Consider the following 20,215-nt stretch of genomic DNA (forward strand, 5'->3'; position numbering starts at 1 on the left):
GACGGATGGCGGAACTCTGAAGCTTCAGAAGCACGTTCATTTGGGGGCGAATTCCCTTGTGGTGGTGCAGGGCGGACGACTCGCCATCGGAGAGCGTGTCTTCATTGGTCCTGGTTGCACGGTTGTTGCCAAAAAGCTGATCACGATCGGTACGTCGACGCTCATCGCCGAGCACGTCACTATCCGCGACCATGACCATCGAATTGACCTCTTAGGTCCGATTTCTGAAACGGGATTTCAGTGCAATCCCATAGCCATTGCGGATGGAGTCTGGCTTGGCGCCAAGAGCAGCGTACTGCGGGGCTCTCGGATTGGGCCTGGCGCGGTAGTTGGGGCGCATTCGCTTGTGCGTGGGGATATCCCGGCTAACGCCGTGGCGGTGGGAGTGCCAGCCCGCGTCATCCGTGTTCGGGGCCAACCGCGATGACTCGTCAGCAGTCCGTCGCCATCCTGCTGCCCAACATGCGCGGCGGTGGCGCAGAGCGTGTCGTGGTCAACCTGGCAAACGCGTTTGTGACGCGCGGCTTTGCAGTAGACGTGGTGTTGCTCGTGGCTGGCGGTGAGCTGCAAGCCCTGCTTGATTCCCGTGTCCGCGTGGTGGACCTTGGCGTCAAGCGCATGCGCCATCTGTTTGCCCCATTGCGACGCTATCTGCAACAGCGGAAGCCTGATGCACTGTTGGCCTGTATGTGGCCGTTGACGGTGATCGCCGTCGCGGCGCGCATGGCTGCGCGGGTGCCTGTCCGGGTGGTGGTGGCGGAGCACATCAACTGGGCCGTGGCCAAGATCGGTGACAAGACGCTTCAGCAGCGTCCTCTTACGCGTCGCCTGTTACGCACCACCATGTGGTGGGCGTTTCCGCATGCAGCGGCCGTAGTCTGTGTCTCTCGAGGTGCTGCCGTCGATCTCGCGAAAGTGTCGCGTTTCGAAGCCCGGCGCATCACGACGATCTACAACCCGATCGTGGACTCCAATGCCGCCACGCTCCACGAACCCCCGGGCACTCCAGTCTCTTGGTGCACCGGCGACCATCGCCGGATACTGGCGGTGGGCACGCTCAAGGACATCAAGGACTATCCGCTGTTGTTTCGTGCGCTGGTGAAGGTCAGGGAATCGGTCGATGCACGTCTGTTGATCCTTGGCGAAGGGCGCGCGCGCCCTTCGCTGGAGGCCCTGCTGGCAACGTTGCCTATCGCGAGATACGTCAGCATGCCTGGGTTTGTACCCGACACCGCGCCGTACTTTGCCCACGCCGACCTGCACGTGCTGTCGTCGATGGGGGAGGGGTTCGGCAACGTCATCGTGGAGGCTCTGGATGCCGGCACGCCGGTCGTGAGCACCGACTGTCCTTCGGGTCCCGCCGAGATCCTGGACGGTGGTCGATATGGCCGATTGGTTCCGGTGGGGAATGCTGACGCTCTCGCCGAGGCCATGTTGGATGCGCTTGCGGAAACGCCTGATCGCGAGGCCCTGCATCGGCGTGCGCGTGAATTTTCGATTGACCGGGCCGCGGATCTTTATCTTGATCTGCTGTTGCCAGCGTGGAGGCAAGCGTGACTGATGCGGTGCTCTACATTTCATACGACGGCATGCTCGAGCCATTGGGACAGTCGCAGGTGCTGACCTACCTGGAGCGCCTTGCCACTACTCGGGAAATCCACCTGCTTAGCTTCGAGAAGCCCGAGGACTGGGTTGATGTCAGCCAGCGCGAGAACGTGTTGCGTCGGATGAAGGCAGCCGGCATTCATTGGCATCCGCGCCGTTACCATAAGCGGCCGTCAGCCTTGGCCACGGCGTGGGACATCGGGATGGGTACGGTTTCGGGGCTATGGCTGGTCGTCCGTCACCGGATCGACATCGTCCATGCACGCAGTTACGTGCCCGCAGTGATGGCACTCCTGCTCCAGAAGTTGGTCGGCGTGGATTTCCTCTTCGACATGCGCGGGTTCTGGGCAGACGAGCGTGTGGATGGAGAGCTGTGGCCGCGGAGCGGGCGCATGTTCCGTGTTGCCAAATGGTTCGAGCGCCGCTTCCTGCTGGAGGCCGACCACGTGGTTTCGCTCACCCAAGCTGCGGTAGGGGAAATGGCGAAGTTCGAGTACCTCGCCGAAGTGATGCCGCCGGTGACGGTGATCCCCACCTGCGCGGATCTGGACCGGTTCCGCCCGCAGACTGGTCGTCGTGATCCGCACCGCTTCGTACTTGGGTATGTGGGCTCAGCTGGGACCTGGTACCAGTTCGACGCCGTGGTTGAGTGCTTCAGGCAGTTTCTGGCGCTGCGGCCGGAAGGTCGGATCCTGATCATCAATCGGAACGAACATGCCGCCATTCGCTCCCAGATGGATGCAGCTGGCATACCGCGCGATACCTACGAGCTTCGCTCCGCATCACACCAGGAGGTGCCGGGTCAGATGGCACGCATGGACGCCGGCGTGTTCTTCATCAAACCGCTGTTTTCCAAGCAGGCGTCGGCACCCACCAAGCTGGGCGAGTTCCTCGGCTGCGGCATTCCATGTCTGGCCAACCGAGGGGTTGGTGACATGGCTGACTTGCTTGAGGGGGAGCAGGTGGGCGTCGCTGTAACCGGCTTCGATCCCGATTCGATTCGGGTCGGCCTTGAAGAGATCCTGCGCATAAGCGTATTGCCGGGGATTCAAGAACGCTGTGTCGAGGCTGCACGCCGACATTTCTCGCTGGAAGCGGGAGTCGCCGCCTACCAAGACATCTATGCAAGGTTGGAGGGCAGGGACAAATGAGGGTGTTGGGACTGTCGTTGTATGGACCGCTCGCTGCCAGTACCCGATATCGGCTGCAGCAGTACGTACCTGGGTTGCGCGATCATGGCATCGAACTCGACGTCCATGGCTTGCTCGACGACCGTTACCTCCGGCGACGCTTTGCCGGTGAGCGCTTGCCCCTCGGTTCGATGGTCGCATCGGGGCTCTCACGGCTACGTCAGTTGTTGCGGCAGCGCGACTATGACGGTGCCGTTGTCTATTGCGAGCTGTTTCCGTTCATGCCGGGAGCTCTTGAACAGTCACTCATCAAGATTCCCTATGTCTGCGATTTTGACGACGCCTTCTATTTGAAGTACCGCAGTGGTGCGCGCAGCCTGATGCCCGGCCTTGGGAGGAAGTTCGACGGACTGGTCGCAGCTGCCACCCGCGTTACGGCTGGCAGCCGGGTGCTTGCCGAGTACGCCGGGCAGCTCAATCCGGCCACGACTCTGTTGCCGACGGTGGTGGACACCGACAGGTATCAGCGCCGCGATGTCATGCGAGCGCCGGGGTTTACGGTTGGATGGATCGGATCCCCTTCCACGGCACCCTACCTGCAGGCGCTCGTCGGCCCGTTGGAGACCCTTGGCCGGGAAGGTGTCGTGCGGCTGGTGGTGATTGGCGGCAAGGCGCCGCGGATCGACGGAATCGAGATTGTCGAGCTGCCGTGGAGTGAGGACACCGAAGTCGACCTGATCAACGGCTTCGACGTCGGCGTCATGCCGCTGCCGGACACCGCTTGGTCCCGCGGCAAGTGCGCTTTCAAGCTGATCCAGTACATGGCCTGCGGCGTGCCCGTTGTTGCGTCTCCCGTTGGTGCGAACCGCGACGTCGTGACCGCCGATTGTGGGGTGCTCGCCGATAACGAGGCTGCCTGGATCGACGCGCTCCGCCTGCTGCGTGATGACAACCAGCTGCGCGAGCGATTGGGTGCCCACGGTCGGGCGCGCGTGGTTGATGGATATTCCCTCTCCAGGAACCTTCCGGTGTTCGGCGCTGCCATATCTGCGCTCTCCAGAGGCAGCAATTGACCCTGAAAAATCACCCATTCAGGGTGATGCCAGTCCACATAAAGTGTGACAAATGTTCATTTATCTCCGATAATTCTGGTGCGCATATGCGCTGGATGGAATCGCGCCGCTTCATTGCACATTGCAATGACCAAGCGACGGGAGACAGGGGCAAGGGATATTGGACGGAAGTTCCGGAGGGGCGGGGGTTTGTGCGCGCCCGCGTGTTTTAGCGCTGCCACGCTATGCCGAGCTCGGCGCCAGCAGCCGATTGAGGACGTTCCAATACCTGCCGCAGATCCGCGCAGCGGGCTTTGATGTCGACGTGGTGCCGCTTTTTGATGACGATTACATCCGCGCCCTCTATTCGGGCGCCATCTCACGCGCGCAGGTTTTTGGCTACTACCTGAAGCGGATCCGGACCCTGTCTCGCGCGCGTGCTTACGACATCGTCTGGTTCGAGAAGGAGTTGATGCCGTGGCTGCCCACTGTGCTGGAACAAGTGCTCCTGCCGCGCCGTGCCAAGCTGATCCTTGATTGCGATGACGCTGTCTTCCATCGTTACGACGCCCATGCCTCTGCATGGGTGCGCGGATCATTGGGACCGAAAATCGGTGATCTGATGGCGCGCGTCGATCTGGTGATAGCCGGGAACGCATATCTTGCGCAACATGCGCGCGCCAGCGGCGCGGTTCGGGTCGAAGTGGTGCCTACCGTTGTCGATCTCGAGCGGTATCCGCTCAATGGAGCGTCCCGTCCGGGAGCGCCAGTCGTGATCGGCTGGATCGGCTCGCCTTCCACCGCGGGCTACCTGAAGGCCGTGGCGCCCGCATTGCGCGAGCTGCAGCGTGGCCGGGACTTGGAGTTTGTCGCCATTGGGGCCAACCCGGACCAAGTGGAAGGCACGCCCTTTCGAGCCGCGAAATGGAGCGAAGAGTCGGAGGCGCGGCAACTGCAACAGATCGATATTGGTATCATGCCGCTCCCCGACGCCCCCTGGGAACGCGGTAAATGCGGTTACAAGCTGGTGCAGTACATGGCCAGCGGCCTGCCCGTCGTCGCATCACCGGTGGGAATCAACACGTCCCTTGTCATTGACGGTGTCAATGGCTACCTCGCTTCTGGCATGGAAGAGTGGACTGCACGCCTCACCACGCTTGTCGATGATCCCGCCCTACGGGTGCGCATGGGCGCTGCGGGCAGGGCGATGGTCGAGGAGCGCTATTGCCTTCAGGTACAGGGTCCCCGACTTGTGGAAATGATGCAGAACCTCTTGATGGACCAGGTAGCCTGAATGTGCGGATTGGCGGGCTCGCTTGGCTCAGGCGTCGAGGCAACGGAACTGCGCGCCCATGCGAGCGCGATGGCGGATGCGTTGACTCACAGGGGGCCCGACGATGCGGGCCTGTGGGTAGATGCGGACGCCGGAATCGCGCTGGGACACAGGCGCCTTTCGATCATTGATCTCTCAGCTGCAGGTCACCAGCCGATGCACTCGGCGAGCGGCCGCTGGGCTCTCGTCTACAACGGCGAGATGTACAACCACCTGGCCCTCCGGAGCGTGCTTGAGGCACGGTATGCCCAGCCCGCCTGGCGCGGTCACTCGGACACGGAGACTTTGCTCGCTGCCATCGAGGCCTGGGGGCTGGAGGAGACGCTCAGGCGCTGTGTAGGGATGTTCGCGTTTGCGCTCTGGGATCGTGAGAACCGTGTGCTCCACCTGGCTCGCGACCGGCTCGGCGAGAAGCCTTTGTACTACGGATGGCAGGGAGGCACGTTCCTGTTCGGGTCCGAACTCAAGGCCCTCCGTGCCCACCCCGCGTTCCAGTCTGGCGTGGACCGGGACGCGCTGGCGCTGCTGCTGCGCGGTAATTGCGTACCGGCGCCCTATTCGATCCACCAAGGCGTTCGCAAGCTCCCTCCGGGTACCGCACTGCGCGTGTCACGCTCCGAGCGCGATGCCGCGCCGGTGCCCTATTGGTCCTTGGCAGAAGTGGCTGAAATAGGTGTCGCTTCACCCACGCCGCTGGATGGCGATGGCGTGATCAACGAGCTACACGAACTCCTGGGCACGGCGGTTCGTCGGCAGATGCTTGCTGACGTGCCGATCGGGTCATTGCTCTCCGGTGGCATCGACTCGACCTTGGTGACTGCATTGATGCAGGCCAACAGCTTCAGGCCGGTCAAGACGTTCACCGTGGGGTTCGAACAAGCCGACTACGACGAGGCGCATCATGCCGCGGCGATCGCGCGACATCTGGGCACCGAGCACACTGAGCTCAGGCTGGCCGGGGATGATGCACTCGCGCTGGTGCCCAGGCTGGCAGAGGTCTACGACGAGCCTTTTGCGGATTCGTCGCAGCTACCCACAATGCTGGTGATGTCGTTGGCGCGGAGCCAGGTGACCGTGGCACTGTCCGGCGATGGTGGCGATGAGTTTTTTGGAGGCTACAACCGCTACATCTTTGGCCCGAATCTCGGGCGCCGACTCGCACGCATCCCCGGTCCCGTGCGGCGTGTCATGGGTCGCGTGATGCGAGGGGTGCCGGTTTCGACATGGGATAGGTTTGAGGGCGCGTTTGCCAAACGCGGGATTTCGTTGCCAGGCGTGAAGATGCACAAGCTCGGCCAGCGCATCGCCGGTATCAACTCCATCGATGATCTGTATGCGGCATTGGTGTCGGAATGGGCGCATGAGCCAGGCGTTGTGATCGGTGCAAAGACGGTTCCTAACTTGCTTGATGACCGAAGCGCGTGGCCGGCGCTGGAAGATCCTGCGGCGCGCATGATGGCCGTTGACGCGCTCACGTATCTACCCGACGACATCCTGACGAAGGTGGACCGGGCGGCAATGGCGGTCTCGCTGGAAACCCGCGCGCCTTTCCTCGACCGTGACGTCGTCGAGTTTGCGTGGCGGATACCGCTGGACATGAAGCTGGGCGGTGGCAAGGGGAAGTGGCCATTGCGACGGGTGCTGGATCGCTACGTGCCGGCACCGCTGCTGGACCGGCCCAAGATGGGCTTCGGGGTGCCACTGGATGATTGGTTGCGGGGGCCGCTGCGCGAATGGGCGGGGGATCTGCTTTCGGCTGACCGCCTGCGGCGCGAGGGGTACTTCGACCCGGCACCAATAACCCGGACGTGGCACGCACATCTCCGCGGTGCCCAGCAGGCGGGACATGCGCTCTGGTCAGTGCTCGCATTCCAGGCTTGGCTCGAAGGCCAGCGGAGCTAGCGCCCATGTTCCCATTCTGGATGATGTTCCTGGTCGCCGCATTCGGGGTCCTCGTGCCCGGCCGCTTGCCGGAACGACAGGCCTGGGTTGCCTGGTTTGCAGTTGCTGGATTCTTCGTGGTCCTGATGGGGATGCGCCACGAGGTGGGTGGAGACTGGTTCACATACGAACTGCACTTCCAGCACCTCAGTCATGCGGCGTTCTCAGAGGCCGCCAACTTCGGCGACCCCGGCTATTACGTACCCGGCTGGCTCATGGCGCAAATGGGCGGGGACATCTACTGGCTCAATACGTTCTGTGCGTTGTTGCTCATGATTGGAACAGTAACGTTCGTGAGGCGCCAGCCCATGCCTTGGTTGGGATTGCTCGCCGCCGTGCCGTACATGCTGATTGTGGTGGGCATGGGGTATACGCGGCAGTCCGCAGCGCTTGGACTGGCGCTGCTTGGACTCGCAGCACTGGGCGATGGCCGCGTGCGCATGTTCGTGCTGTGGGTGTGCCTGGCTGCGACCTTCCACAAGACCGCCGTGCTTCTCCTGCCGATTGCAGCGGTGGCTGGGAGCAGGAACAGGTACTGGACCATGGCTTGGGTGCTGGTCGCCTTCGGCGTGATGTACTGGGCTTTCCTCGAGGACCAGAGCGAGCGGCTGTGGGCGGTTTATGTTGATTACGACATGCAATCGCAGGGTGGTGCCATCCGCGTGCTCATGAACGCGGTTCCCGCAGCGGCGTTCCTGTTGCTGCGAAAGAGGCTGGCCCCGGACCCGGTTGAGCGCCGCCTGTGGATTTGGATATCGCTGCTTGCGATCGCGTGCGTACCGCTCGTGTTTGTTTCGTCCACCGCAGTAGACCGCATGGGTCTATACCTGATACCGGTCCAGATGTTCGTCGCGTGCCGAATGTCGCGGCTTGCCAAAACTCCACAAGGGCGCACTGTGATAGTGCTGGGTCTGGTCGGCTATTTCACGGTCGTGCAGATCGTCTGGCTGAACTTTGCCACTCACGCAAAGTACTGGGTGCCCTACAACTTCATGCCACTCGGGTAGCGCCCGGGCAGCCCACGCCGGGGCATTGGATTGCGCTTGAAAATCGTTCTGTTCGCCAATACCGACTGGTACCTCTACAACTTCCGCCGTTCGCTGGCGCTGGCGTTGCAGGCGCATGGCTACGAACTGCTGCTGATCTCGCCACCCGGCCCGTACGGCGAGAAGCTGCGCGCGCTCGGACTGCGCTGGGAACCGGTGCCGATGGACCGTCGCAGCCTCAACCCGCTGCGCGAAGCGCGGCTGCTGGCATGGCTGGTGTCGCTGTTCCGCAGGGAAGGCCCGGCGCTGGTACATGGCTTCACCATCAAGTGCGCCGTGTATGGATCGCTTGCCGCGCGTCTGGCCGGCGTGCCGGCGCGGGTCAACGCCGTGGCCGGCATGGGCTATGTGTTCACCAGCAACGACACCAAGGCCCGCATGTTGCGCCCGCTGGTTCGCGCGTTGCTGCGTACCGCGTTGGATGGCGACAACGCGCGGTTGGTGCTGCAGAACCCGGATGACGTGGCGCTGTTTGCAGCCGCGGGGCTGGTGAATCACGAGCATGTCCGCCTGATTCCCGGCTCCGGCGTGGACTGCTCGCGCTTTGTGGCGCGCGAAGGCCAGCGCGATTCCACGCGTCCGCTGCACGTACTGCTGGCCGCGCGCCTGCTGAGGGACAAGGGTCTGGCGGAGTTCGTCGAGGCCGCGCGACGGCTGCGCGGCGAGGGCAGGGCGATCGAGTTCCTGCTTGCCGGCGACCCCGATCCTGGAAATCCCGCCGCGGTGCCGGAAGCCACCGTGCGCGGATGGGCGAAAGAGGGTGTGCTGCAGTGGCTGGGTCACGTCGATGACATGGCCGGGCTGTTCGCGTCCGTCGACGTTGTGGTGCTGCCCAGCTATCGCGAAGGCCTGCCGAAAGGATTGATCGAGGCCGCCGCCTGCGCGCTGCCGCTGGTGACCACCGACGTGCCGGGCTGCCGCGAAGTAGTGAGCGACGGCGTTGACGGTCTGCTGGTGCCGGTGCGCGATGCCGTTGCGCTGGCCGCGGCCATTGCGCGGCTGCACGACGACCCCGAGCTGGCCGCACGCCTTGGCAAGGCCGCTCGCGCCAAGGCGCTTGCGGAATTCGACGAGAAGATCGTCATCGAACGCACCATGGCCGTGTATCGCGAATTGCTGCCCGCGCCATGACCGGCGCCGACGTATTGCTGGCGATCCTCGCGCTGGGCGTAACGATGTTGCTGGCCCGCGGCAGCCATCCGGTGGTGGCGGTGTTGCTGGTCGTGTCCGCCCTGGCGGTGTCGGCGATGTTGTTCCTCCCCACCGCGATGCTGGGCGACTGGTTCGGCATGGACCGCGTGCATCGCCTGTACGGCCTGACACGCGCCACGCCGCTGGACCCGCCGGAGTGGATCCACCTCTTCGCCTTCGCCTGGCTGGGCCTGCTGGTCTGGCTGGCGCGCAAGGACGTGCGCAACGGGTGGGGTGTGCTGCTGGTCGCTGCCTTCGGCGTGGCCGCGGAGTTGTCGCAATGGTTGACGGACGGGCGGGAGCCGAAGCTTGAGGATGCGGTGTTGAATGTTGTTGGGGGATTGGCAGGAGTATTGCTTGCCCACCTGTGCTGCATGGTGGCCGCGCGGATCTACCGCGATACGGCGCGTGACGAAGCGGGGAAGGACTGACCCGCCGCATACGCAGCTCACATGCTGGCGAACCTTGGGGGAGGGAAGGCCTGTGTTGAAACAGATGATGCTTTGCACGCTGCTGCTGGCCGCCGGGCCGGTTGCCGCGCATAGCGGCGGCCTCAACAGCGAGGGCTGCCACACCAACCGCAGCACCGGCGAATACCACTGCCATCGTGGCCCGGCGCGTAGTGCCGCGCCTGCACCGCCTGCGGCGCAGCGATTTGTGCCCGCCAACGCGGCGCCCGCTGGTGCTGCCGCGGGAACAAGACCCTTCGCAAACTGCGACGCGGCCCGCGCGGCCGGAGCTGCGCCGGTGCGGCGCGGTGATCCTGGCTATGGGGCACACCTGGATCGCGACAATGATGGGGTCGGGTGCGAGCCGTATCGGGGGAGATAGGAGGGCTTTACGTGGGAGTCGCTGTTGGCCTGAGGGGCGGTGGCTCTCGCGAAGACGCGAAGACGCGAAGAAGCGAGGGTGAAAAACGTTGTCATCGGTTTTCCTTCGCGCCTTTGCGCCTTCGCGAGAACCGATTCGAGCCGCCCATGTCGACCGACTGGTTGGAGTCCTCGGCCATGAAGATCAATCCAATCCTTACGGACTGGCCCCGTGCGGGTCGCTGCGGGGCTTGGTTTGTGAGGGCAGGGTCGCGCGAAGGCGCGAAGACGCGAAGGGGAGCGGTTTGAGATTGGGGCACCGGTATGATTCGGGGCCCTGGACCGCTGGAGCACACCCGTGTCATCGAAAGCATTCAAGGCGTATGACATCCGTGGGCGCGTGCCTGATGAGCTGGATGAGGCATTGGCCATGCGCATCGGCGCGGCCACTTCGGAGCTGCTTGGCCCTGGTGCGGTCGTGGTGGGGCACGACATCCGCCTGAGCAGCCCTGCGCTGCAGGCGTCCCTGGCGCAGGGGCTGCGCGGAGCTGGCCGCGATGTGATCGATATCGGCCTCTGTGGCACCGAGGAGGTCTATTTCCAGACCGATCACCTGGGTGCGGCCGGTGGCGTGATGGTGACCGCCAGCCACAATCCCATGGACTACAACGGCCTGAAGCTGGTGCGCGAGAACGCGCGGCCGATCAGCGCCGACACCGGCCTGTTCACCATCCGCGACCGATCGCTGTCCGACGACTTCACCCCGGGGCAGGGCGCCGGCGGCAGCCGCGCGATGACCGACAAGTCGCCGTACATCGCGCACTTGCTGACTTACGTCGCCGGCGTGGAGCTGAAGCCGCTGAAGATCGTCAGCAACCCGGGCAACGGCGGCGCCGGCACGGTCATCGACCTGCTGGCGCCGCACCTGCCGTTCGAGTTCGTGCGCGTGCAGCACGAGCCGGATGGCAACTTTCCAAACGGCATCCCCAACCCGCTGCTGCCCGACGCGCGCGCCGCCACCGCCGACGCGGTGAAAGCGCATGGCGCCGACTTCGGCATCGCCTGGGACGGCGACTTCGACCGCTGCTTCTTCTTCGACCACACCGGTCGCTTCATCGAGGGCTATTACCTGGTCGGGCTGCTGGCCAAGGCGCTGCTGGCGCGCAGCCCGGGCGGCAAGGTGGTGCATGACCCGCGGCTGCTGTGGAACACGGTGGAGATGGTGCGCGAGGCCGGCGGCACGCCGGTGCTGTGCAAGAGCGGCCACGCTTTCATCAAGGAGAAGATGCGCGCCGAGGACGCGCTCTACGGCGGCGAGATGAGCGCGCACCATTATTTCCGCGAGTTCGCGTACGCCGACTCCGGGATGATCCCGTGGCTGCTGATCGCGTCCCTGGTGTCGACCAGCGGGCTGTCGCTGGCGGAACTGGTGGAAGACCGGATGGCGAAGTTCCCGTGCAGCGGCGAGATCAACTTCACGGTGGCGGATGCGGCGGCGTCGATCGCGGCGGTGCTGGGGCATTTCAGTGCGTTGGAGCCGGAGCTGGATTACACGGATGGGTTGTCGGCGGATTTCGGGGATTGGCGTTTCAATCTGCGCAGCTCGAATACGGAGCCGTTGATCAGGTTGAACATCGAGACGCGGGGGGATGAGGGGTTGCTGCTTGAGAAGGTGGGGGAGATCAGGGGGTTGTTGGGGGGGTAGAGCAGGGGTTCTCGCGAAGGCGCGAAGGCGCGAAGGGGAGCGACTTGGGGGGCGGTCAGGGTATCCACGCGGTTGCGATGCGGGTGGCGCTAACGTCTGGCGTCTCCCCCGATGCGAGTGCGTGATGAATCCAAGGAAATCGATGGCAGCGATCGTGATGCTGGCGATGCTGGCTGCATGCGGGCGGCAGGAGGCTCCGGCTGGGCAGTTGCCGGCTGCTGGACCAGAGGATCAGGTGGAGACGCCGGCGGGCGAGCCGCTGCGCGAAGCACGTCCGGGAAGCGTGCATGGAGGGCACGACGTCCGCGTGGAATCCGAGGTCGCGTACACCCCGATCGACTCCCTGGCGCCGACGCGCCAGCTCGACGTCACCGTCGAAGGCCAGCGCGAGGCCCGCGAGGCGCGCCTGTTCAAGAGCCCGCAGGGCTACGCCATCTATGTGCTGCCGCAGCTCGAGATGACGCCCGAGGAGCCGTGCTGCGACCTGGCGTATGCGCGCGTGGACGACGGGTTCTTCATGCGCATCGAGCGCATCGACGATGCGCTGGACCTCGCCACGCTGCGCGAAAACATGCAGCTCGCCCTGTCCAGCGTCGGCCAAGCCGAGGAGGCTGGCGTGCAGGCGTATTTCCCGCCGGAGGCGCGCGCGGAAGTGGAGCTCTCCATGCGCGCGGTGGGCGACGGGGTCAGCATGACGATGCTGGTGGCGCGCATCGACGGCGGTCGCTACCGGGTGACGCAGCACTTGCCGCACCGCGAGGCGCTGGAAGGCATCCCGCCGAGCTTCCGGGCGATGCTTGGCAGCCTGCGGACGACGGCGCCCAAGGGCGAGGGCTAAAAAGCCGATGCGAAGACTCGAGCAGCGCATCGCGCCAAAATAAAGCCTGCTGGTGGAACGATACGTGGTAATTTCGTGACTTCGTTCCACGAATGTGGACTCCATGTTCCGGGGCGTGACCCCACAGAACACAGGAGCTCCACCCATGAACAAGACCAACCTTCTTGCCGGTACCGTCCTCGCCGCCGCACTCGGCGCGCTGTCCTTCGGCGCCCAGGCCGCGGAGCCCGTCGGCTTCTACGCCGGCGCCGGTGTCGGCCAGTCCATGGTCGACGAGTACTTCGCCGACGACGAAGACACCGCGTTCCAGGTATTCGGCGGCTACCAGGTCAACCCGTACTTCGGCGTGGAACTGGGCTACACGGATTTCGGCGAGGCTGACCTCAGGGGCGGCGTGGGCAAGGTGGAATCCGACACCGTGTCCCTCGTTGCAGTGGGCACGCTGCCCTTCACCGACAAGTTCTCGGGTTACGCCAAGGCCGGCTTCCACAGCTGGGATGCCGAGGTCCGCGCGCCGGGCGTGGGCCGCGCAAGTGACGACGGCACCGACCCGACCTATGGCCTGGGCCTGCAGTACCGGTTCACCGACAACGTCGCGCTGCGCGGCGAGTACAGCCGCTTCGAGCTGGACGACGTGGATACCGACCTGGCACAGGTGCAGGTGCGCTTCGACTTCTGACCCGGTAGTGCGGTACGCGTGATCAAGGGCCGTCGGCAGGGATGCTGGCGGCTTTTTTTGTTCTCGCGAAGGCGCGAAGGCGCGAAGGAGGGCTTTTTGGGTTTGGTTTGGGTGGGGGCGGGCGTGGCGGTACCGGCACCCCCGATGGACCAACCCCTGACCTGCTTTTCTTCGCGCCTTCGCGCCTTCGCGAGAACCCGCTCTCGGCAATTGATTCCCCGGAGGTAATTTCTTGAGTTGAGGTTGGGGGATTGCTGACGGGTTTTTGGGGGTGGTCGGGTTGGCGGGTGGTGTCGGGAAGGGCAGGGTCTCGCGAAGGCGCGAAGGCGCGAAGGGAGCGGGATATGGGGTTTGATATGGGGAGGGTGGAGGAGCGGGTGGGGCGGGCCGTGGTGGATGTGGCGGTGGCGGTGCATCGCGAGATGGGGCCGGGGTTGTTGGAGTCGGTGTATGAGGTGGTGATGGGGGCGGAGTTGGGGAGGCGGGGATTTGCGGTGCGTCGGCAGGTTCCGGTTTCGATCAACTGGCGCGATCTGCATTTCGAGGAGGGCTTTCGCGCCGACATGATCGTGGACGGCTGCGTGCTGCTGGAACTGAAAAGCGTCGAACACCTCCACAACGCCCACCGCAAGCAACTCCTGACCTACCTCCGCCTGACCAATCTCAAACTCGGCTACCTCCTCAACTTCGCCGAGCCCCTCATGCGCCAAGGCATCACCCGCACCGTAAACAACCTCTGACCGCCCTTCTTCGCGCCTTAGCGCCTTCGCGAGAGACCGGGTTTTTTTGAAAAGCAGGGGGTCTCGCGAAGGCGCTAAGGCGCGAAGGGAGCGATGGCGGGGGTTGATTGGGCGGTGGTGTGGTGTGGCGGGTGGCGATCAGGGCGTGGGGCGCGGGGGCCGTGAACAACATCCGAGACGCCTTTCTTCGCGCCTTCGCGCCTTCGCGAGAGACCCGTTTTTCGCTTCTCTCCACGCCACGCGTTACGCCCGCATGGCCCGCCCGATCTCCACCGCCCTGCGCTCCGGCACGCCCGCCCGCTCGGCAAACCCCATCCAACCTTCCACCTGCGTTCGGATCTCCGCCACCAGCTCGCGCGCCTTCGTCGGCTTGATGCCGCAGAACGCCCCGAACCGCACGAAGTCCTCCGCCTCAAAATGGTCGCGCTTGCCGTTGAGGCTCATCTGGTGCTGGTGCGTCCAGCTGCCCTGCGGGTTGTACGCGTAGCTGACATCGAACGCGGGCGACAGGCGCCACTCGCCCTTGCGGTTCATCAGGAAGGCGATGTTCTTGACGTGGTCGTCCTGGTTGCGGATCAGCACGTTGAACACGGCGCGGCGGAACTGCTGCTCGATGTCCAGCGCAGGCAGGCCGAGCAGGCGGATGGTTTCCACGGCCTGCTCGTAGGAATGCGCGCCGGCGGCGTTGAAATCGAAATGGCGCAGCGCGGCCAGTGACTGCATGTGCAGCTTGCCGCCGCTGGATGTGCGGTCGAAGCGGCGGGTCATGAAATGCGCGCGGCCGCCTTCGCGGTGGATGCGGCAGGCGCTCATGTCGATGCCGGCGGCGACCGCCAGCAGGTGGAAGGCGTATTCCACCAGGCCGAAACCTTGCGGGTCGGCGAGCTCCTTGTCGCGGTTGTCGCTGATGCCGTCGAACTTGATCAGCCAGGCGCTGAAGCCTTCGCCGGCCTTGACCTGGCCGGAGCGGAACTCGCCGGTCTGTTCGTTCCAGGCCAGCACGGCCTTGGCGCGCGCGCCACCGGCGGAGGTGCCCACGCGCAGGATGTCCTCGAGGTCGCCGCGGTCGTCATCGCCCATCAGCGCGCCGGCAAGCTGGCCGCGCTGGTTGAGCACGTCGTTGGCGAGCCGGGTGAGGGCATCGATCTCGACGGCGCGTGACTGCCGCGGCAGGCCCGACAGGCTGGGATGGAATTCCAGCGCGCCCATGCCGCGGCTGCCGATGTAGCAAAGGCGCTCGACCGGGTTGAAGCTGCCGGGCGCGCGGCCTTGCGCGGCGAGCCACGCGTCGATGAGCGCGTTGCCGAAGCGGTCGGGCAGGGCGTCGGCGAGCATGCCCGGCAGGCCCTTGAACGCCTCGCGCGGGAGGCCGGGGAATTCGAAGGGTTCGCGGCCTGGCGGCATCATGATCGGGGCGACGCGGATGCCGCTGTCGGCGAAGTCCGGCATGTACTGGAACACCGCGCGGTCGCGGTCTTCCAGCCAGCTCACCGCGCCGATGTCGCGGCCCCAGAGGCGGACGGTGGCGTCGGTCACGGACTGTCGTCCTCGCCCCAGGCCCAGTCGGTGGCCTTGGGTGTTTCCGCAGGCGTGCTGGCGCGGCGGCGCTCGCGGCCGCCGAGCCTGGCGCGCTCCACGGGGCGCACGCCGGGGGCGGGCAGGCTGTCGAGCAGGCGGCCATCCAGCCCCAGGACCTGCAGCACGCGCAGCAGGGTGTCGAGCGAGGCGTTGGCGCCGGCTTCCAGGCGCTTGATGCTGCTGGCGGACGTGCCGGCCTCGCGGGCCAGCGCGGCCTGAGTCAGGTTGCGGGCGAGGCGCAGCTGGGCCAGACGCTCGCCGAGGGCGAGGAGGGAGGCTTGAATCGTAGCATGACGGTCTGTGTAAGAGTCCATATATGACCCCTAAATTGCTAAATTACGCTTTGTGGGTCAAATAATGTCCCTATCGATACTCCCTGTCAAAGTCTCAGGGCGCGGTAGATCGAAGATCTGCGCGCGTGGTGGAAAGGAAAGGCTCGCAGTGTTTCTGCACGTGACGCCACTTCCCGACCGGACTAGACTAAGCAAACTTAGCTAATCAGAGATGCGCATGGCCATCGTGAATATCCATGAAGCCAAGACCCAGCTGTCCCGCCTGATCGAGCGGGCATTGGCCGGGGAGTCCATGGTGATCGCCAAGGCGGGGAAGCCGTTGGTCAAGCTGGTGCGCCTGGATGCGCCTGACGCATCGCGAATCCGTCGCCTCGGCTTTCTCGTCGGCGAAATACAGGTGCCGGAAGAGTTCGACCGGATGGGCGCCGATGAAATCGACGCGATGTTCGGTGGCAGGGCATGAAGTTCGTGCTGGATACGCATCTGCTGCTGTGGGCCGCAGGCGCGCCGGATCGCCTCCCTGCGCAGGCACGGAAACTGATGGAATCGCCGGAGCATGAGCTGGTGTTCAGCGCCGCCAGTCTGTGGGAAGTGGCGATCAAATCCGGACTTGGGCGCGAGGACTTCAAGGTGGACGCCAGCGTGCTGCGCCGCGGCCTGATCGAAAACGGCTACCTGGAGTTGCCCATTGCAGGTGACCACGTGGTCGCCGTGGCGGCGTTGCCGCCCCTGCACCGCGATCCGTTCGACCGGCTGCTGGTGGCCCAGGCGCAGGTGGAGGGCATCACCTTGTTGACGAGTGATCCGCTGGTGGCCGCGTACCCGGGGCCGGTGCGGAAGGTGTGAACGTGGCGGAGCTCGACCCGCGCCGTAAACAACCTCTGACCAGCTCTCCTTTGCGCCTTCGCGCCTTCGCGAGACGGATCAAAAAGCAGGGTCTCGCGAAGGCGCGAAGGCGCTAAGAAAGGCAATTGCGGAGTTGCTGGCGCCGCCCCCATCAAATCGCTCTTCTTCGCGACTTCGCGCCTTCGCGAGAGACCAGCTCTTGGCTCATCCCACGCCACGCCTTGCGCCCTGTTTCAGCTGCGTGAACGCCTCGAGCGCATCGCGCCGGCTGTCTGCCAGGTCCACGATCGGACGCCGCGGATAGTGCCCGGTGCGGATGCCCGCCATCTCCCACGGCGCATGCCGCGCCTTCGCCGGAAAGCCGCGCAGCTCCGGCACCCAACGCGCGATGTATTCGCCCTTGGGGTCGAACTTCTGCGCCTGCAGCACCGGATTGAACACGCGGAAGTAGGGCGCGGCATCCACGCCGGTGCCGGCGACCCACTGCCAGCCGAGCGTGTTGTTGGCGAGGTCGGCATCGACCAGCGTGTCCCAGAACCAGCGCGCGCCGTGGCGCCAGTGCATGCGCAGGTTCTTGGTGAGGAAACTGGCGACGATCATGCGCACGCGGTTGTGCATCCAGCCGGTGGCCCAGAGCTCGCGCAGGCCGGCATCGATGATCGGCACGCCGGTCTGGCCGCGCTGCCAGGCGTGCAGCAGGTCGGGCGTGGGTTCCGCCCAGGCGAAGTCGGCGAAGCGCGGGTTGAAGTCGGTGTCGGGGGTGTGCGGGAAGTGGTGCAGCACGTGGTGGGCGAACTCGCGCCAGCCGAGCTCGCGCACGTAGGCGGCGCGTTCGTCTTCGTGGCCGGCATTGGCAAGCGCGTCGACGATCCGCCAGGGGGCGATTTCGCCGAAGTGCAGGTGTGGCGACATGCGCGAGGTGAGCGATCGGTCGGGGCGGTCGCGGCCGTCGCGATAGTCATGCAGGCCCTCGGCGGCGAATGCGCGCACGGCGGCATCGGCGCCATGTTCGCCGGGGGTCCAGGTATTCCAGAAGCCGGCGTCCCAGCGGGGCGATGGCTGCAGGCCGAGGGAGTCGAGCGTGACTTCGCCGGGAAGGGCATCGTCGAATGATGGGAGCCGGTAGGGCGCGTCGAGCAGGCGCGGCGGATTCCACTGCGCGAGTGCGGCCTTCCAGTAGGGGGTGAACACGCGGTAGGGATCGCCGGTGCGCGTTTCGACCTGCCAGGGTTCGAACAGCAGGCTGCCGTTGTACGCATCGGCGCGCAGGCCGTCGCGACGCAGTTCGCGGCGGACGTGGGTGTCGCGCGCGTCGATCGCGGGTTCGTGGCGGCGGTTCCAGAACACCGCGGACGCCCCGGAGGAGGCGGCCGCGGCACGCAGCGAGGGGAGGGAATCGCCGCGAAACACATGCAGGCGGGATCCGCGTTGGCGCAGGTCGGCATCGAGCGCGGCAAGCGCGCGGTGCCGCCAGGCATCCGATGCGGCGCCGGGCGCCCACGCGCCTTCTTCCTGTGGCGCGTGGACGTAGACCGGTACCGGTGTGAGGCCGGCGTTGAGCGCGGCCTGCAGGGCCGGGTTGTCCCGCAGGCGCAGGTCGTTGCGGAACCAGACCAGCGCTGCGGGGCGCGACATCAGCGGCGCAGCTCGGCCCGGCCGTCGTCGGTGGCCACGCTGGCCTGCATCAGCGGCAGGATCTGCCACAGCGCGGACAGGCCGACCAGCACATAGACCAGCCGCGCCAGCATGGCGTCCTGGCCGCCGAAGATGGTGGCCACCAGGTCGAACTGGGCGGCACCGACCAGGCCCCAGTTGATGCCGCCGATGATCACCAGCGCGAGGGTCACGATGTTGAGGACTTTCATGGGTGTCTCCAGTCTAACGGGGGCAGGGGATGGCTCAGGTACCGGGGATCAGGACCTTGTCGATCACGTGGATGACGCCGTTGGTGGCGTTGACGTCGGCCTTCACCACCTTGGCGCCATCGACCGTCACGCCGCCGTTGGCGGCGCTGATGTCGACCGAGGCGCCGTTGACGGTCGCCGCGCTGTCCATGCCCGTGACGCGGGCGGCCGGGTAGCGGCCCGGGACCACGTGGTAGGTCAGGATGGCGACCAGCTTGGCCTTGTTCTCGGGCTTCAGCAGGTCGTCGACGGTGCCGGCCGGCAGCGCGGCAAAGGCCGCATCGGTGGGCGCGAACACGGTGAACGGGCCCTTGCCCTTGAGCGTGTCAACGAGATCCGCCGCGGTCAGGGCCGCGGCCAGGGTCTTGAACTGGCCGGCGGCCACGGCGGTGTCGACGATGTCCGACTGCGCCTTTGCGGGCTTGGCGGTGGCGGTGCCGGCGGAGCCGGCGAAGGCCAGCGGGGCGGCCAGGCCAAGGGCAAGGGCCATGGTCAGGGCGCGGAGCGGGTTGCGGTTGATGCGGGTCATCGGAGGTTCCGGGGTTGGGGTGGTGGCGCAAGTCTCCGCGCCAGGCCGTTAATCGTTTGTACAAGACAGTCATGTACATGTGTTGTACATTGCATGGCATGTTCCCCGTCAAGGCCGCCGCCGAACTCAGCGGGCTCACCCCCGAAACCCTGCGTGCCTGGGAGCGCCGCCACGCGGCCGTGGTGCCGCACCGCGACGACAAGGGCCGGCGGCTCTATGACAGCGCGATGGTGGAGCGCCTGGCGCGCCTGCATCGCCTGACCGATCGCGGCCATCCGATCCGCGACCTGGCCGCGCTGGCCGACGACGCGCTCGACCGGCTGCTGGAAGAAGGACGGCACACCGCGTACGGCGGCGTGGAAGCGCTGCCCGAACGCATGCTGGATGCGATTGCCGAGTACCAGGTGGACGTGTTCGACCGCGACCTGGCGGTGGCGATCACCACGCTGCCGCTGCCGGTGCTGATGGCGCGCGTGGTCACGCCGCTGCTGCGCGAGGTGGGCGTGCGCTGGGCCGACGGGCGCCTCGCCATTGCGCAGGAGCGCCTGGTGAGCAGCCTGCTGCGCGCGCGCCTGCTGTCGGTGCTCAACCAGCAGGCCCGCGGGTCGCGGCCGCGCGTGCTGTTTGCCACGCTGCCCGGCGAGCGCCACGAGCTGGGATTGATCGGCGCGGCGCTGCATGCCTACGAGGCCGGCGCGCCCGTGCTGTATCTCGGCACCGAGCTGCCGGCGCGTGAACTGGCGCGCGTGGCCGAGCGGCTGGGCGCGGCGGCGGTCGCGATCAGCTCGGTCGATCCCGCGCAGGCACGCAGCGCGCTGCAGGATCTGCAGCTGCTGCACGAGGTGCTGCCGCAAGGCGTGGCGGTGTGTGTGGGTGGCGCGAATGCACGCTACCTCGCCGAGGCGCTTGGCATCGCGCGGGTGCGCGCGGTGAGCGATGCGACGGAGCTGGCGCGCCACGCGGCGTGAACCCTTGCGAAGCCAGCCGGGTGTCATG

The 20,215-nt window shown here is 65.7% G+C and carries 21 protein-coding genes; 16 read left to right on the forward strand and 5 right to left on the reverse strand.

Annotated elements, in window-relative coordinates:
- Nucleotides 1-423: 423 nt before the first annotated feature.
- The 13 genes from IDM46_RS05525 (at nt 424) to IDM46_RS05585 (ending at nt 14,069) form a co-directional block, all read left to right on the forward strand.
- A complete protein-coding gene (locus IDM46_RS05525) occupies nt 424-1,557 on the forward strand; it encodes a glycosyltransferase (protein ID WP_185115054.1) in 1,134 nt (377 codons plus the stop codon).
- On the forward strand, nt 1,554-2,756 hold the full coding sequence (locus IDM46_RS05530) for a glycosyltransferase (protein ID WP_185115055.1): 1,203 nt from the start codon (nt 1,554-1,556) through the stop codon (nt 2,754-2,756). The genes IDM46_RS05525 and IDM46_RS05530 overlap by 4 nt, the downstream gene beginning before the upstream one ends.
- A gap of 2 nt (nt 2,757-2,758) precedes the next feature.
- Nucleotides 2,759-3,808, forward strand: a complete 1,050-nt coding sequence (locus IDM46_RS05535) for a glycosyltransferase family 4 protein (protein WP_223878036.1) — start codon at nt 2,759-2,761, stop codon at nt 3,806-3,808.
- Nucleotides 3,809-4,058: 250 nt separating this feature from the next.
- Nucleotides 4,059-5,081: a glycosyltransferase family 4 protein gene (locus IDM46_RS05540; protein WP_221441778.1), complete on the forward strand. Its 1,023-nt coding sequence runs from the start codon at nt 4,059-4,061 to the stop codon at nt 5,079-5,081.
- A complete protein-coding gene (gene asnB / locus IDM46_RS05545; RefSeq protein ID WP_185115058.1) occupies nt 5,082-7,022 on the forward strand; it encodes an asparagine synthase (glutamine-hydrolyzing) in 1,941 nt (646 codons plus the stop codon).
- Nucleotides 7,023-7,027: 5 nt separating this feature from the next.
- Complete coding sequence (locus tag IDM46_RS05550) at nt 7,028-8,068, forward strand: EpsG family protein (RefSeq protein ID WP_185115059.1); 1,041 nt, start codon at nt 7,028-7,030, stop codon at nt 8,066-8,068.
- Nucleotides 8,069-8,104: 36 nt separating this feature from the next.
- On the forward strand, nt 8,105-9,238 hold the full coding sequence (locus tag IDM46_RS05555) for a glycosyltransferase family 4 protein (RefSeq protein ID WP_185115060.1): 1,134 nt from the start codon (nt 8,105-8,107) through the stop codon (nt 9,236-9,238).
- On the forward strand, nt 9,235-9,729 hold the full coding sequence (locus IDM46_RS05560) for a VanZ family protein (RefSeq protein WP_185115061.1): 495 nt from the start codon (nt 9,235-9,237) through the stop codon (nt 9,727-9,729). Before IDM46_RS05555 ends, IDM46_RS05560 begins: the two co-directional genes overlap by 4 nt.
- A 67-nt stretch (nt 9,730-9,796) precedes the next feature.
- Nucleotides 9,797-10,129, forward strand: a complete 333-nt coding sequence (locus IDM46_RS13650; protein WP_185115276.1) for an excalibur calcium-binding domain-containing protein — start codon at nt 9,797-9,799, stop codon at nt 10,127-10,129.
- 336 nt (nt 10,130-10,465) lie between these two features.
- The gene (locus IDM46_RS05570) at nt 10,466-11,812 is read left to right on the forward strand and encodes a phosphomannomutase (protein WP_185115062.1); all 1,347 of its coding nucleotides are present in this window, start codon (nt 10,466-10,468) and stop codon (nt 11,810-11,812) included.
- Nucleotides 11,813-12,119: 307 nt separating this feature from the next.
- Nucleotides 12,120-12,650, forward strand: coding sequence for a hypothetical protein (locus tag IDM46_RS05575; protein ID WP_185115063.1), 531 nt, complete (start codon nt 12,120-12,122; stop codon nt 12,648-12,650).
- 145 nt (nt 12,651-12,795) lie between these two features.
- Complete coding sequence (locus IDM46_RS05580) at nt 12,796-13,329, forward strand: outer membrane beta-barrel protein (protein WP_185115064.1); 534 nt, start codon at nt 12,796-12,798, stop codon at nt 13,327-13,329.
- A 344-nt stretch (nt 13,330-13,673) separates the two neighbouring features.
- Nucleotides 13,674-14,069 carry a GxxExxY protein gene (locus IDM46_RS05585; protein ID WP_221441780.1) on the forward strand — a complete coding sequence of 132 codons (396 nt, stop codon included), beginning with the start codon at nt 13,674-13,676 and terminating at the stop codon, nt 14,067-14,069.
- A 243-nt stretch (nt 14,070-14,312) separates the two neighbouring features.
- Here the strand turns inward: IDM46_RS05585 and IDM46_RS05590 are convergent, their stop codons facing one another.
- Both IDM46_RS05590 and IDM46_RS05595 read right to left on the reverse strand, forming a co-directional pair.
- The gene (locus IDM46_RS05590) at nt 14,313-15,605 is read right to left on the reverse strand and encodes a type II toxin-antitoxin system HipA family toxin (RefSeq protein ID WP_185115065.1); all 1,293 of its coding nucleotides are present in this window, start codon (nt 15,603-15,605) and stop codon (nt 14,313-14,315) included.
- Nucleotides 15,602-15,961 carry a helix-turn-helix transcriptional regulator gene (locus tag IDM46_RS05595; protein WP_185115066.1) on the reverse strand — a complete coding sequence of 120 codons (360 nt, stop codon included), beginning with the start codon at nt 15,959-15,961 and terminating at the stop codon, nt 15,602-15,604. Before IDM46_RS05595 ends, IDM46_RS05590 begins: the two co-directional genes overlap by 4 nt.
- A gap of 196 nt (nt 15,962-16,157) precedes the next feature.
- Between IDM46_RS05595 and IDM46_RS05600 the strand changes: the two genes are divergently transcribed.
- Nucleotides 16,158-16,403, forward strand: coding sequence for a type II toxin-antitoxin system prevent-host-death family antitoxin (locus IDM46_RS05600; protein ID WP_185115067.1), 246 nt, complete (start codon nt 16,158-16,160; stop codon nt 16,401-16,403).
- Complete coding sequence (locus IDM46_RS05605) at nt 16,400-16,786, forward strand: type II toxin-antitoxin system VapC family toxin (RefSeq protein WP_185115068.1); 387 nt, start codon at nt 16,400-16,402, stop codon at nt 16,784-16,786. Before IDM46_RS05600 ends, IDM46_RS05605 begins: the two co-directional genes overlap by 4 nt.
- 204 nt (nt 16,787-16,990) lie before the next feature.
- Here the strand turns inward: IDM46_RS05605 and IDM46_RS05610 are convergent, their stop codons facing one another.
- Genes IDM46_RS05610 through IDM46_RS05620 form a run of 3 tightly spaced genes read right to left on the reverse strand, consistent with a single transcriptional unit; the run spans nt 16,991 to nt 19,219 of the window.
- On the reverse strand, nt 16,991-18,421 hold the full coding sequence (locus IDM46_RS05610) for a deoxyribodipyrimidine photo-lyase (protein ID WP_185115069.1): 1,431 nt from the start codon (nt 18,419-18,421) through the stop codon (nt 16,991-16,993).
- Nucleotides 18,421-18,651, reverse strand: coding sequence for a DUF378 domain-containing protein (locus IDM46_RS05615; RefSeq protein WP_182821620.1), 231 nt, complete (start codon nt 18,649-18,651; stop codon nt 18,421-18,423). Before IDM46_RS05615 ends, IDM46_RS05610 begins: the two co-directional genes overlap by 1 nt.
- 34 nt (nt 18,652-18,685) lie before the next feature.
- The gene (locus tag IDM46_RS05620) at nt 18,686-19,219 is read right to left on the reverse strand and encodes a fasciclin domain-containing protein (protein ID WP_185115070.1); all 534 of its coding nucleotides are present in this window, start codon (nt 19,217-19,219) and stop codon (nt 18,686-18,688) included.
- 98 nt (nt 19,220-19,317) lie between these two features.
- Here IDM46_RS05620 and IDM46_RS05625 point away from each other — a divergent pair, with 98 nt between their 5' ends.
- Nucleotides 19,318-20,187 (forward strand): MerR family transcriptional regulator, encoded by an 870-nt coding sequence (locus IDM46_RS05625; RefSeq protein ID WP_185115071.1) that lies wholly within the window; start codon nt 19,318-19,320, stop codon nt 20,185-20,187.
- Nucleotides 20,188-20,215 lie beyond the last annotated feature (28 nt).

Source organism: Luteimonas sp. MC1825, assembly GCF_014764385.1.
Taxonomy (GTDB): Bacteria; Pseudomonadota; Gammaproteobacteria; order Xanthomonadales; family Xanthomonadaceae; genus Luteimonas.

What these genes read in the sequence shown, in the direction of transcription:
- IDM46_RS05595 (WP_185115066.1), bottom strand. Translation starts at nt 15,961, where the DNA reads ATGGACTCTTACACAGACCGTCATGCTACGATTCAAGCCTCCCTCCTC.
- IDM46_RS05580 (WP_185115064.1), top strand. Translation starts at nt 12,796, where the DNA reads ATGAACAAGACCAACCTTCTTGCCGGTACCGTCCTCGCCGCCGCACTC.
- IDM46_RS05525 (WP_185115054.1), top strand. Translation starts at nt 424, where the DNA reads ATGACTCGTCAGCAGTCCGTCGCCATCCTGCTGCCCAACATGCGCGGC.
- IDM46_RS05620 (WP_185115070.1), bottom strand. Translation starts at nt 19,219, where the DNA reads ATGACCCGCATCAACCGCAACCCGCTCCGCGCCCTGACCATGGCCCTT.
- IDM46_RS05605 (WP_185115068.1), top strand. Translation starts at nt 16,400, where the DNA reads ATGAAGTTCGTGCTGGATACGCATCTGCTGCTGTGGGCCGCAGGCGCG.
- IDM46_RS13650 (WP_185115276.1), top strand. Translation starts at nt 9,797, where the DNA reads ATGCTTTGCACGCTGCTGCTGGCCGCCGGGCCGGTTGCCGCGCATAGC.
- IDM46_RS05585 (WP_221441780.1), top strand. Translation starts at nt 13,674, where the DNA reads ATGGGGTTTGATATGGGGAGGGTGGAGGAGCGGGTGGGGCGGGCCGTG.
- IDM46_RS05615 (WP_182821620.1), bottom strand. Translation starts at nt 18,651, where the DNA reads ATGAAAGTCCTCAACATCGTGACCCTCGCGCTGGTGATCATCGGCGGC.
- IDM46_RS05610 (WP_185115069.1), bottom strand. Translation starts at nt 18,421, where the DNA reads ATGTCGCGCCCCGCAGCGCTGGTCTGGTTCCGCAACGACCTGCGCCTG.
- IDM46_RS05600 (WP_185115067.1), top strand. Translation starts at nt 16,158, where the DNA reads ATGGCCATCGTGAATATCCATGAAGCCAAGACCCAGCTGTCCCGCCTG.
- asnB (WP_185115058.1), top strand. Translation starts at nt 5,082, where the DNA reads ATGTGCGGATTGGCGGGCTCGCTTGGCTCAGGCGTCGAGGCAACGGAA.
- IDM46_RS05550 (WP_185115059.1), top strand. Translation starts at nt 7,028, where the DNA reads ATGTTCCCATTCTGGATGATGTTCCTGGTCGCCGCATTCGGGGTCCTC.
- IDM46_RS05625 (WP_185115071.1), top strand. Translation starts at nt 19,318, where the DNA reads ATGTTCCCCGTCAAGGCCGCCGCCGAACTCAGCGGGCTCACCCCCGAA.
- IDM46_RS05560 (WP_185115061.1), top strand. Translation starts at nt 9,235, where the DNA reads ATGACCGGCGCCGACGTATTGCTGGCGATCCTCGCGCTGGGCGTAACG.